11 protein-coding genes are annotated in these 12306 nt (G+C 71.7%); 6 read left to right on the top strand and 5 right to left on the bottom strand.

What is annotated here, in order from left to right:
- Positions 1–7: 7 nt before the first annotated feature.
- Positions 8–1153 carry a uroporphyrinogen-III synthase gene (locus tag AB0G04_RS17025; protein WP_360983025.1) on the bottom strand — a complete coding sequence of 382 codons (1146 nt, stop codon included), beginning with the start codon at positions 1151–1153 and terminating at the stop codon, positions 8–10.
- 631 nt (positions 1154–1784) lie between these two features.
- On the opposite strand from AB0G04_RS17025, the gene rplM reads away from it, so the two are divergent.
- The 3 genes from rplM (at position 1785) to glmM (ending at position 4268) form a co-directional block, all read left to right on the top strand.
- A complete protein-coding gene (gene rplM / locus AB0G04_RS17020) occupies positions 1785–2228 on the top strand; it encodes a 50S ribosomal protein L13 (RefSeq protein ID WP_360983023.1) in 444 nt (147 codons plus the stop codon).
- A gap of 20 nt (positions 2229–2248) precedes the next feature.
- Complete coding sequence (rpsI, locus tag AB0G04_RS17015) at positions 2249–2746, top strand: 30S ribosomal protein S9 (RefSeq protein ID WP_093618721.1); 498 nt, start codon at positions 2249–2251, stop codon at positions 2744–2746.
- A 169-nt stretch (positions 2747–2915) separates the two neighbouring features.
- Positions 2916–4268, top strand: coding sequence for a phosphoglucosamine mutase (gene glmM / locus AB0G04_RS17010; protein ID WP_360983021.1), 1353 nt, complete (start codon positions 2916–2918; stop codon positions 4266–4268).
- A gap of 148 nt (positions 4269–4416) precedes the next feature.
- On the opposite strand, the gene AB0G04_RS17005 is transcribed toward glmM, so the two are convergent.
- Together AB0G04_RS17005 and AB0G04_RS17000 are read right to left on the bottom strand one after the other, a co-directional pair.
- On the bottom strand, positions 4417–5598 hold the full coding sequence (locus tag AB0G04_RS17005) for a pyridoxal phosphate-dependent aminotransferase (protein WP_360983019.1): 1182 nt from the start codon (positions 5596–5598) through the stop codon (positions 4417–4419).
- Between the two features lie 10 nt (positions 5599–5608).
- The gene (locus AB0G04_RS17000) at positions 5609–6403 is read right to left on the bottom strand and encodes an MmpS family transport accessory protein (RefSeq protein ID WP_360983017.1); all 795 of its coding nucleotides are present in this window, start codon (positions 6401–6403) and stop codon (positions 5609–5611) included.
- A 182-nt stretch (positions 6404–6585) separates the two neighbouring features.
- Between AB0G04_RS17000 and glmS the strand changes: the two genes are divergently transcribed.
- Positions 6586–8469 carry a glutamine--fructose-6-phosphate transaminase (isomerizing) gene (glmS, locus tag AB0G04_RS16995; protein ID WP_360983015.1) on the top strand — a complete coding sequence of 628 codons (1884 nt, stop codon included), beginning with the start codon at positions 6586–6588 and terminating at the stop codon, positions 8467–8469.
- Between the two features lie 20 nt (positions 8470–8489).
- On the opposite strand, the gene AB0G04_RS16990 is transcribed toward glmS, so the two are convergent.
- A complete protein-coding gene (locus tag AB0G04_RS16990; protein WP_360983013.1) occupies positions 8490–10004 on the bottom strand; it encodes an alpha/beta hydrolase in 1515 nt (504 codons plus the stop codon).
- Positions 10001–10288 carry a hypothetical protein gene (locus AB0G04_RS16985; RefSeq protein ID WP_360983011.1) on the bottom strand — a complete coding sequence of 96 codons (288 nt, stop codon included), beginning with the start codon at positions 10286–10288 and terminating at the stop codon, positions 10001–10003. The genes AB0G04_RS16990 and AB0G04_RS16985 overlap by 4 nt, the downstream gene beginning before the upstream one ends.
- 166 nt (positions 10289–10454) lie before the next feature.
- On the opposite strand from AB0G04_RS16985, the gene AB0G04_RS16980 reads away from it, so the two are divergent.
- Both AB0G04_RS16980 and AB0G04_RS16975 read left to right on the top strand, forming a co-directional pair.
- Positions 10455–10826 (top strand): holo-ACP synthase, encoded by a 372-nt coding sequence (locus AB0G04_RS16980; protein ID WP_360983009.1) that lies wholly within the window; start codon positions 10455–10457, stop codon positions 10824–10826.
- A gap of 16 nt (positions 10827–10842) precedes the next feature.
- Positions 10843–12294, top strand: a complete 1452-nt coding sequence (locus AB0G04_RS16975) for an NAD(P)H-hydrate dehydratase (protein WP_360983007.1) — start codon at positions 10843–10845, stop codon at positions 12292–12294.
- Positions 12295–12306: the final 12 nt, after the last annotated feature.

Here is a 12306-nt window from a genome sequence, read left to right as displayed (position 1 = left end):
GGTCACCTCAGACCGGGATGCGGTAACCGCGTTTCACCACGGTCTGGACCACTCCGGGTACGGCCAGCCCGGCCCGGAGCCGGGCCACCGCCATCTCGACCGCGTGCTCGTCGGCGCCGCGCGGCAGGGCCTGGAGCAGGGCGGCCCGGGACAGGACATGGCCCGGGGAAGTGGCGAGCGCCCGCAGCACCGCCATCGGGGCGGGCGCGAGCGGGCGCAGCACGCCGTCGACCACCGCGGCGTGGCCGCGCAACGTGATCGAGTGCCCGGAGATGCGCAGGGTCACGGCCCGCTTGGGCAATTCATCGACGATCGTACGAACAAGCGCACTCAACCTGGCACGGCCGGGCGTGACGACCGGGACGCCCCGGCGGAGCAGCGGTGCCGAGGTGACCGGTCCGACGCACGCGGCCATGACGTCGTCACGCAACGCGTCCAGCAGGCTGTCGGCACCGGTCCCGGCGGCATGCAGGACGGCCTGGACGGCGGCCGCGGACGTGAACGTGACGGCGTCGACGAGACGGCCGGTGATCAGATCGGTCAGCCGGTGCAGCGGTGCCGGGTCGACCGGCGGCGCCCAGCGATAGACCGGAAGTTCGATGACCCGGGCACCGGCCGACTCCAGGGCCTCGGTGTATTCGGGCTGGCTCTCGCCGTGCAGCTGCATCGCGATGGTGAGACCGGCCATGCCCCGGGCGGTCAGATGCTCGACCACCTCCTCGTACCCCTCGCCGTCGGGGGACCACTGGTCGTGCAGGCCGGCCGACCGCACCGCGGCCCGCGCCTTGGGACCGCGGGCGACGAGGTACGCGCGGGAGATGACCTCGCGCAACGGCTCGGCCAGCCCCCAGCTTTCCGCCGCCTCCAACCAGCCCCGCATGCCGATACCGGTGTTGACCAGCACGACGTCAGGCGGGGTTTCGAGGCAGGCGCGGGTGGCGGCACGCAACTCGGCGTCGTCGGAGATGGGGACGATTCGCAGTGCCGGGGCGAGCACGACCCGGGCTCCGCGTGCCTCGAGCAGGGTGCCCAGTTCATCGTTGCGGCGATCAGCGGTCACGCCGACGGTGTAGCCGGACAGTGCGGCGGCCGGCTCGGACAGTGCGGCGGCCGTCAGCACCGCCCGCCGGGCGCCCGGGGTCCGGTCGGTCATCCGATCCCCGGGTCGAGAAGTCGCGGCGTGGCCGAACGGTCCACCGAAGGGCACGCTCGAAGCCCGCCGTCCTCAGCGTAGACCCGCTCCCACGTCACGCTTGCGTTCTTCGCCATGCCTCCGTCCGGGGCACGCCGCGACTTCTCCCCACCGATCCGGCGAGCCGGCTCGGTGAACACCGTCAGGTCCGTCCTCAACCCTGACGGTGGTCTCTCCATGGTGCGCCCGAGGGCGCGGCATCGGCCAATGCCGGGCCGCGTCGCTCTGGGGTCCGCACCGATGGCCATGCAGGAAGCGTGCCGGGGTGGAATTTCCGGTGAGCGTCCCATTTGTTTCGAGCCTGCAAAGTCAGGCGGGCCGGGGTTGCACCACCCGCTTCGGGTGTGCCCGCAGCGCGGAGTATGCTGGTCGACGTTTGGGGTTCCGCTAGGGCTGAGTGTTTGCAACCAGAACGCTCGCCGGACGGTCAGTGCCCTGGACACTGCCCGTTTTGACCACGAGCCGCGCAGCCGGGTATCGTTGCCTGCTGTTGTGCGACAGCTGCGCGTGGTCCCTATGCGGGGACGCTTGACGCATCCAGTCGATGCGACCAGCGCGCGCCCCCAGACCGACGACGAGACAAGGTAATTCTGTGCGTACGTACAGCCCGAAGCCGGGTGAGATCGAGCGTCAGTGGCACATTATCGACGCTTCTGACGTCGTTCTGGGTCGCCTGGCCACCCACACCGCGAGCCTTCTGCGTGGCAAGCACAAGCCGACGTTCGCCCCGCACGTCGACACCGGCGACTTCGTAGTGATCATCAACGCCGGCAAGGTCGCCCTGACCGGCAACAAGCGGCAGACCAAGGTCGCCTACCGCCACTCCGGTTACCCGGGTGGTCTGAAGCAGGTCGGCTACGAGGAGCTGCTCTCCAAGCGCCCCGAGAAGGCGATCGAGCTGGCCGTCAAGGGCATGCTCCCGCACAACAAGCTCGCGCGGCAGATCATCAAGAAGCTGAAGGTCTACCCGGGCGCTGAGCACCCGCACGCCGCTCAGCAGCCCCAGCCGTTCGAAATCAAGCAGATCGCGCAGTGAGCGCGGGAGAAGGCAGCAGCATGTCCGACATCATCGAGCCCGAGGTCGTCGAGACCGTCGAGGAGCCCGCTGAGACGGTCGTCGTCGTCGAGACGGCCGCGCCGGCCCCGGTCCGCGCCCCGCGCCCCGGTGGCCGTCCGATTCAGACCGTTGGCCGCCGCAAGGAGGCCATCGTCCGGGTGCGCCTCGTCCCCGGCAACGGCAAGATCACCTGCAATGGCCGTGACCTGGAGAACTACTTCCCCAGCAAGGTCAACCAGCAGCTGATCCGCGAGCCGCTGGTGACCGCCGAGCGCACCGAGCAGTTCGACGTCATCGCGAACCTCCGCGGTGGTGGCATCACCGGCCAGGCCGGCGCCCTCCGCCTCGCGATCGCCCGTGCGCTCATCGAGAGCGACCCGGACGACCGTCCCGCCCTCAAGAAGGCCGGCTTCCTGACCCGTGACGCCCGCGTCAAGGAGAGCAAGAAGTACGGTCTCAAGAAGGCCCGTAAGGCTCCGCAGTACTCGAAGCGCTGATTTTGCGCCTCGGTCTGTCTCGACGGCCGAGTACGTCTCCCGACCGGGGGATGTGCTCGGCCGTCGATGTTTGCATCACCTCCCTCCCCAACTAGCCGTTCCGGTACTCGTGACCAGCCGAACGCTGATGCAGGCTAGAGGTCGTATTTACCGGCGAAAGGAAGCCGCCATGGGGCGACTCTTCGGCACTGACGGCGTTCGCGGCCTCGCGAACGGCGATCTGCTCACCCCGGAACTGGCACTCTCGGTCGCGGTCGCGGCCGCACGGGTGCTGGTCGAGTCGGACGGCAGCCACCCGCCGCTCGCCATCGTGGGGCGTGACCCCCGGGCCAGTGGCGAGATGCTTGAAGCCGCCGTCGTCGCGGGTCTGACCAGTGCCGGCGCTCACGTGGTTCGAGTCGGCGTCCTCCCGACGCCGGCGGTCGCGTACCTGGTCGGGCAGACCAACGCTGACCTGGGCGTGATGCTCTCCGCGTCGCACAACCCCATGCCGGACAACGGCATCAAGCTCTTCGCGTCCGGCGGGACCAAGCTGCCTGACGAGCTCGAGGAACGCATCGAGAAGGCGGTCGCGGACGGCCACGGCCTGATCGGGCGGCCCACCGGCGGCGGAATCGGCCGGGTCAACGACCTGCTCGACGGTGCTGAGCACTACATCAGGCACCTCATCGAATCGCTACCGCACCGGCTGGACGGCATCAAGGTCGTCGTCGACTGCGCCAACGGGGCGGCCAGCGAGGTCGGGCCGGTGGCCTACCGGGAAGCCGGCGCCGAGGTCATCGCCATCCACGCCGACCCGGACGGCTACAACATCAACGAGGAATGCGGCTCCACCCACCTCGACAAGGTGATCGAGGCGGTGCTCCGCGAGGGAGCCGACCTCGGCCTGGCACACGACGGCGACGCCGACCGCTGCCTCGCCGTCACCGCCACCGGCGAGGTCATCGACGGCGACCAGATCATCGCGATCCTGGCGCTGGCCATGCGCGACGCCGGCACCCTCACCGACGACACCGTCGTCGCCACCGTGATGAGCAACCTGGGTCTGCGGATCGCCATGAAGCAGTCCGGCATCCGGCTGCTGGAGACCAAGGTCGGCGACCGTTACGTGCTCGAGGAGCTGGCGAACGGCGACCTCGCGCTCGGCGGCGAGCAGAGCGGCCACATCGTCATGCCGGCCTTCGCCACCACCGGCGACGGCGTACTCACCGGCCTGCACCTGATGGCCCAGATCGCAGCGTCCGGCAAGTCGCTTGCCGACCTGGCCGCCGTTGTGCACAAGCTGCCGCAGGTCCTGATCAACGTGCGGGTCGGCGACCGGGACGCGGGTGCCGCCGCGCCGACCGTGCAGGCCGCCGTCGCGCTGGCCGAGAACGAGCTCGGCGAGACCGGGCGGGTGCTGCTGCGGCCGTCCGGCACCGAGCCGCTGGTCCGGGTGATGGTCGAGGCCGCCACCGAGGAGCAGGCGCGCAGTGTGGCCGAGCGGATCGCCGACGAGGTGCAGGCCGCCAGCCCCGCCTAGCCGGTCCAGTCCAGCGGATGCCGGCCGGTCGGTCCAGCGGATGCCAACGGGTCAGTCCACCGAGAGCCGGCCGGGCTCGGTCAGTCCAGCGAGAGCCGGCCGGGCTGCCGCGGGGGCCCGCCGGGCGCCGCGGGGCCCCAGCCGGTGCCTAGCCCTTCAGCCTGCGGACCGCCTCGTCGATCACCTCGAGGCGTTTGCAGAAGGCGAAACGGATGAGGTGCCGGCCCGCTTCCTGATGGTCGTAGAAGACCTGGGTCGGCACCGCCACCACCCCGGAGCGGGCCGGTAGCTCCCGGCAGAACGCGACGCCGTCGGTGCCGCCGGCCGGGCGGATGTCGGCGGTCACGAAGTAGGTGCCCTCGGACGGCAGGACGGCCAGACCGGCCTCGGTGAGGCCGGCGACCAGACGGTCCCGGCGCTCCCGCAGGCCGGCGGTGAAGCTGGTGAAGTACGAGTCGGGCAGGTTCAGTGCCACCGCCACGGCGGGCTGCAGCGGCGCGCCGTTGACAAAGGTCAGGAACTGCTTGACCCGTAGCAACGCCGAGACCAGCCGGGCCGGGCCGGTGGCCCAGCCGACCTTCCAGCCGGTGCAGGAGAACGTCTTCCCGGCCGACGAGATGCGTAGCGTCCGCTCGCGCATGCCGGGCAGCGAGGCGAGTGGCACGTGCGGCGCCGCGGCGTCCGGGAAGACCAGGTGCTCGTACACCTCGTCGGTGACGGCGAAGACGTCGAACTCCCGGCACAGGCCGGCGATCAGCTCCAGCTCGGCCGGTGTGAAGACCTTGCCGGTCGGGTTGTGCGGCGAGTTGAGCAGCACCAGACGGGTCCGCCCGCCGAATGCCGCCCGCAGCTCGCCGGGATCGAACTCGTACCGCCCGGCCGGGCCCGGCCGCAGCGTGACCGGCCGCCGGACGGCACCGGCCAGGGCGATCGAGGCGGCGTACGAGTCGTAGTACGGCTCGAAGCAGACGACCTCGTCACCCGGCTCGCACAGAGCGAGAATCGCGGCCGCGACCGCCTCGGTGGCCCCGGCGGTGACCGCCACCTCGGTGTCCGGATCCCGTTCCAGGCCCCAGAACCGCCGCTCGTGCGCGGCGATGGCAGCGCGCAGTGGTGGGATGCCGGCCAGGGGTGGGTACTGGTTGGCCCCCGTGGCGAGCGCCTCGGCGGCCGCGGCCAGCATCTCCGGCGGGCCGTCGGTGTCGGGGAAGCCCTGTCCGAGATTGACCGCCCCGGTGCGGACCGCGAGTGCCGACATCTCGGCGAAGATCGTGGTGCCGAACGGGCGCATCCGTGTGACGAGCGGGTCCGCCGGAGTGGACGTGGTCACCGTGCTCCCTCTAATCGATGATGACTTTGTAGCAGTTGGCGGTCGCCAGGGTGCCCTCCGCGTCGTGCTGGGCGACCTGCTCGCCCTCCACGGTGGCCCGGCAGCTGATCGAACCCGGGTCGAGGCCGGTGCGCACGGCGATGACCGAGACCACGGCCGGGCCCTTCATCGTGGTCGTGAGCTTCCACGGGAGTTTCGCGTTGCCGACCCGCTTGGGGGTGCCGTCCAGCTTCTCCATGTAGAGGATCTCGGCCGTACCGTCCCCGGTGACCTCGTAGGTCACGCTGATCTCCTTGCCCTCGCCGAGCCCGGGAATGTCGGTGGGCAGCGCCGGCACGTCCGGGAGGTCGGTGGGCAGGGCAGGCAGATCCGGGCCTTCGGTCGGGAGCTCCGGAAGCGTCGGGTTGATGATCGGCTGAGCAATCTCCTCAGCCTTCTCGGTGGCCTTGTTGACCAGCATCACCGCGGCCGTCACCACACCGCCGCAGAGCAGCAGCGTGACCGCCAGGACGAGGGCGATCAGTGGCGCATTGCTGCGGCGCGGGGGCCGGGGCTCGTAGCCTGGTGGCGGAGCCCCGTAGCCGGGCGCCGGCGGAGGGGGCGCGTATCCGGGCGGCGGTGGCGGCGTGCCGTATCCGGGAGGAGTGCCGTATCCGGGAGGAGTGCCGTATCCGGGAGGCGGTGGCTGGTAGCCGGCGTTGGGGTCGGAGCCCACCGTCGGGAACTGAGCGGTCGGCGGGTAGTCCGGCGGCGGCGTGAACTGGGGTGGCCGGGGCGGTTGCCGGGGCTCGCTCGGATCGCTCATCTTTCCTCCCGGTGGGGGCACCGAATTCCGACGGTACGCCAGCGCCGCACGGTGCGGATCAACCACCCGTATGGACGAGAGAGCTGCCGAGGTGGCTGGACTAGGGTTCCGATCACATACGATGCTCATAACTGCGCTTCCCGAGCATGACGATTGAGCGAAAGTCGGTTAGGCTGCCCGGCATGTGTGGGATCGTGGGATACGTAGGGAATCGTCCGGCGTTGAGTATCGTCATCGACGGGCTCCGCCGCCTTGAGTACCGCGGTTACGACTCCGCGGGCGTCGCCATCATCGACAGCGGCCTGGTCAAGACCGAGAAGAAGGCGGGCAAGCTCGCCAATCTGGAGAAGGCGCTCGCCGAACGCGTCGGCGACGGCATCGAGGCCGGCGTCACCGGCATCGGGCACACCCGCTGGGCCACCCACGGCGGCCCCACCGACCGTAACGCCCACCCGCACGTCTCCGTCGACGGCCGGGTCGCCGTCATCCACAACGGCATCATCGAGAACTTCGGCCGCCTGCGCACCGAGCTCGAGGCGACCGGCGTCGAGTTCCGCAGCGACACCGACACCGAGTGCGCGGCCCACCTGCTCGCCGCCGAGATGCGCGCGCTGCGCGAATCCGGTGCCGAGGACGGCCCGGCCCTGCTCGCCGAGGGCATGCGCCGTGTGGCCAAGCGGCTCGAGGGTGCCTTCACCCTGCTCGCCGTGGACGTCGAGGTGCCCGACGCGGTCGTCGCGGCCCGGCGCAACTCGCCGCTCGTGGTCGGCCGCGGCAACGGGGAGAACTTCCTCGCCAGCGACGTCTCCGCCTTCATCGAGCACACCCGGGAAGCGATCGAGCTGGGCCAGGACCAGGTGGTCCTGATCACCCCGGCCGGCATCGAGATCACCGGCTTCGACGGGACCCCGGCCACCGGCACCGAGTTCCACATCGACTGGGACGCCTCGGCCGCCGAGAAGGGCGGATACGAGTACTTCATGCTCAAGGAGATTGCCGAACAGCCGCAGGCCATCGCGGAGACCCTGCTGGGGCGGCTCTCCGAGCGCGGCGAGATCATCCTGGACGAGGTCCGCCTCACCGATCAGGACCTGCGCGACGTCGACAAGGTCTTCATCGTCGCGTGCGGTACCGCGTACCACGCCGGCATGGTCGCCAAGTACGCCATCGAGCACTGGGTGCGCATTCCGTGCGAGGTGGAGCTGGCCAGCGAGTTCCGTTACCGCGACCCGATCCTTGACCGGTCCACACTGGTGATCGCGATCAGCCAGTCCGGCGAGACCATGGACACCCTGATGGCGATCCGGCACGCCAAGGAGCAGAAGGCCCGCGTCCTCGCCATCTGCAACACCAACGGCTCCACCATCCCGCGTGAGTCCGACGCCGTCCTTTACACCCACGGCGGCCCGGAGATCGCGGTGGCCTCCACCAAGGCGTTCCTCACCATGCTGGTCGCCTGTTACCTGATCGGCCTGCACCTGGCCCAGATCCGCGGCGTGATGTACGCCGACGAGGTCGCCGCCGTGGTCTCGCGCCTGCGCCGGACCCCGGACAACCTCCGTGACCTGCTCGGCCGGATGGAAGAGGTGCGGGCTCTCGGCCGGGACCTCAAGACGGCGTCGACGATGCTCTTCATCGGCCGGCACGTCGGTTTCCCGGTGGCGCTGGAGGGTGCGCTCAAGCTCAAGGAGCTCGCCTACATCCACGCCGAGGGCTTCGCCGCCGGTGAGCTCAAGCACGGCCCGATCGCGCTGATCGACAAGGGCACCCCGGTGGTCTGCGTGGTGCCGTCGCCGCAGGGCCGCGGGGTGATGCGCGACAAGGTGGTCTCGAACATCCAGGAGGTGCGCGCCCGTGGTGCCCGCACCATCGTGATCGCCGAGGAGGGCGACGAGGACGTCCGGCAGTTCGCTGACCACCTGATCTCGGTGCCGCACACGCCAACCCTGCTCGCGCCGCTGATGACCACGGTGCCGCTGCAGATCCTCGCCTGCGAGATCGCCTCGGCCCGCGGCTATGACGTGGACCAGCCCCGCAACCTGGCCAAGTCGGTCACCGTCGAATGATCGCGGGCTGAACAGCCGGCTCACGGCGTCCCGCCCAGGGTGATCCGGGTGAGGGCGTCGAGGGTCGGCTCGCCACGATCCCAGTAACCGAGGTGACCGGCGTCGAGCTGGCTCGGGAAGACCCGGGCGCCGAAACCGGGCTGACTCGGGTCCCGGCCGAACCACAGATGCCGCTTGCTGCCGGGGAGATCCGGCAGCAGCAACTCCTTCGGTGCGGCCGCCGCGTACCGGATCGGATCGCTCACCGACGTCGTCGCCCACACCTGATCGGCCGGGAACTGGAGCTGGGACGCCGAGTCCACCCCGACACCGGGTGAACCGACGAAGACCACCGCGTCGGCGGGCAGCCCACCGGCCGCCGCGGCCTTGCCGACCACCAGCGAGCCGTAACTGTGCCCGAGGACCGTCTGATGCGCCGGCTCGCCCTCGTGCGTGACCCGCAGCGCCTCCTGGAAACGGGTCAGATGCGGCGCCCCGTCGCGTGCCTGGCGGGCCGAGGCGGCCTCGGGCACAAAATCCGGGGCGTCGTAGTCGAGCCACAGCACCGCGCTGGTGGCGCGGCCCGGCCCCAGCTCGCCGGCCCGGACGGCGACCCGCTCGGCCCGGCTCAGCTCACCACCCAGAGACTTCAGATCCGAGGTCATGCCGGGCACATGGGTGAGGACATTGGCGGAACGGTCCGGGTCGCCGAACGCGACCACGGCCCGGCCCTCACCGTCCAGGCCCAGATCCACCAGGTACGCCCGGGGCGTGCCCTCCTCCTCCAGGCGCGCGGTCAGCCGGTCCAGTCCGGTGCGCAGGTCCCGTACGCGGTCCGGGTCGGTGCCGGCCGCCCGCAGCCGGTCCAGCTGACGGCGGTGGTCGTCGAGCAGGAGCCGGTTCGCGATGTCCCGGTCAGCGATCGGGATGCCGTCGACGCCGGCGAGCGCGGCCGGTTCGGTTACCAGCAGCCAGTTGCGCTCGGCCGGGGTGTACTGCTCCCACCAGCGCCGGACCTCGGCGGGCGGGGCGCCGCACGCCGGGAAGGACTTCGCGACCGGCACGGCCGGCACCTCGGCGAGTGGGCCGAGCCGGGCGGCCGCGGTGGCGTCGGCCTGCGCGGCCACGGCGAGAGCGGCGCCCAGGTCGGCGGCGACGGACCGGATCGCCTGTCCCGCCTCCGGCCGGCCGCGGACCGTACCGTGATCGTCGATGTCCAGACCGGAGTGCCCGGCTGCCGCACGTGCCCGGTCGAGGAGAGCGCGGGCCCGGCCGAGGGCCGCGGCGAACTCGCTGAGCGCCTGGTCGGCCCGCCAGCACACCACTCGGAGGAAGGCCAGCCGGCCGCGGAGCGCGCCGAGCCAGGCCGTCGCGGCCTCGGCTGCCGGGCCGGACCACGACGCGCGCAGACCGTCCAGCAGCGGGCCGAACTCCGAGCACAGCGCCCCCGCCAGAGCGGCCCACCGCCGCCAGGCGAGGGCGGTGGCCCGCCAGCGTGCCGGGTCGGTGGCCCGGAGCTTGGCGTAGGTGACCGCCGTGGTGTCAACGGCGTTCATCGAGCCGTCCGGAGGCGGGCCGCGGCACGGGCGTCGGCCTGCTGGTATGCCGCGGTGGCCGCCCTGATCCGTTCGGCGGTCCCGGCGACATCCTGGCCGAGCAGGGCGGTCAGGCGCCGCGCGGAGTCCGCGGCGAGCTCCGCGGCACCGGTGGTGGCCCAGCGTGGGGCCGGGTCGGCGGTAGGGGCCGAGGCGGCGGATGCGGCCACCCGGCCGGCGAGTCCGGTCACCGCCGCCGCGTCCTGAAGCAGGCTTTCGGCGTCGACCTCGAAGTCGGGATTCATCGGGCGGACCTCCATGGGGACGAGGGGATGCGCCGACGCTAGAGGCCGGGATCCGGCCCGTGCCCTGGCCTGTGGACGACCGTCCACAGGCCTTGCGTACGCAGTGACGTCCTGATAGGCGGGCGGGCCCGGGAAGGTGACCGGATGCGCCGATATGGTGACCGGTGTGATCGTGTCTGTCGGTATCGACGTCGTCCTGGTGGAACGGTTCGCCCGTGCGCTGGAGCGGACCCCGATGCTTTCCGGGCGGCTCTTCACCGAGGCCGAGCGGCATACCACGTCGGGGAGTCCACGGTCGGCCGAGTCGCTCGCCGCCCGGTTCGCGGCCAAGGAGGCCGTTGCCAAGGCGCTCGGTGCGCCGAACGGCATGCGCTGGCACGACTGCGAGATCGTCACCGATCCGGACGGCCGTCCCTGGTTGACCGTTTCCGGTACGGTCGCCGCCGCGGCGACCGAGCGAGGCATCGCCCGATGGCATCTGTCGCTGTCGCACGACGGCGGGATCGCCTCGGCGATGGTGGTGGCAGAGGCGAACTAGGAACGGGGAGGGACGCATGCGGCAGGCGTGGCGGGTCGCCGATGTACGGGCGGCCGAGAAGAACCTGATGGCGACCCTGCCCGAGGGCGCCCTGATGCAGCGTGCGGCGGCCGGTCTGGCCCGGCGCTGCGCCCTGCTGCTGGAGGAGACCGGCGGCGTCTACGGGGCCCGGGTCTTGCTGCTGGTGGGCAGCGGTGACAACGGCGGTGACGCGCTCTACGCCGGTGCCGCGCTCGCGAGGCGGGGCGCCCAGGTCCGGGCGCTGCTGCTGACCCCGGAACGAGTGCACCTGGCCGGCCTGGCCGCGCTCCGTCAGGCGGGCGGCTTCAGCACCCGTGACCTGCCGGAACGTTCCGATCTGGTACTGGACGGCATCGTCGGGATCGGAGCGAGCGGCGGGCTGCGTGCCGATGCCGTCGCACTCGTGCGGGAACTGGGCGGACTGCGCGGCCGGACCGGCGGACGCGCACCGGTGGTGGCGGTCGACGTACCAAGTGGCGTGACCGTGGACACCGGCGACGTGCCCGGTGAGGCGGTCACCGCCGACGTCACGGTCACCTTCGGCTGCCTCAAGGTCGCCCACGTACTCGGCCCCGCCGCACAGCGGTGCGGCCAGGTCGACCTGGTGGACATCGGACTCGGCCCGGCTCTGACCGGCGACCCCGCGGCCCGGGTCCCGGACTCGGCCGACATCGCGTCCTGGTGGCCCCGTCCGGGCGCGACCTCGGACAAGTACACCCGCGGTGTGGTCGGCCTGGCCACCGGCTCGGCGTTCTATCCGGGTGCCGCGCTGCTCTCCACCGCGGGCGCCCTGGCCGGGCCGGCCGGCATGGTGCGGTACGCGGGCAGCGCCCACCGCGAGGTGGTCCGCGCCCATCCGTCCGTGGTGGTCGCGGACCGGGTGGCCGACGCCGGCCGGGTGCAGGCCTGGGTCTGCGGCTCCGGCCTCGGCACCGGCGACGAAGCCCGTACAGCGCTGCGCAGCGTGCTGGCCACCCCGCTCCCGGTCCTGCTCGACGCGGACGCGATCAACCTGCTGGTCGGCGGTGAGCACGCGGATGATCTGCGCCGTGACGCCCCGCTCGTGCTGACCCCGCACGACGGTGAGTTCAAGCGGCTGGCCGGGGAGGCACCCGGCTCGGACCGCGCCGGTGCGGCGGCCCGGCTGGCCGCGTGGACGAACGCGGTGGTGCTGCTGAAGGGCGACCGGACCATCGTCGCCACCCCGTCGGGGGAGATCTGGGCCAATCCCACCGGCAGCCCGGCGCTTGCCACCGCGGGCAGCGGGGACGTGCTGGCCGGACTGCTGGGCTCGCTGCTGGCGGCGGGGCTTCCCGCGGTACGTGCCGCGGTGGCCGCCGCCTACGTGCACGGACTGGCCGGTCGTCGCGCGGCTGAGGACGGGCCGGTCACCGCACCGGCCGTGGCCTCCGCTCTGCGAACCGTACTGGCCGGTGTCCTGGCCTGACCGAACGGAGCC

The sequence above is a fragment of the Actinoplanes sp. NPDC023801 genome (assembly GCF_040639655.1).
GTDB lineage: Bacteria > Actinomycetota > Actinomycetes > Mycobacteriales > Micromonosporaceae > Actinoplanes.
The sequence above is the reverse complement of the archived record's forward strand: the minus strand, read 5'-3'. Positions and strand labels throughout refer to the sequence as shown.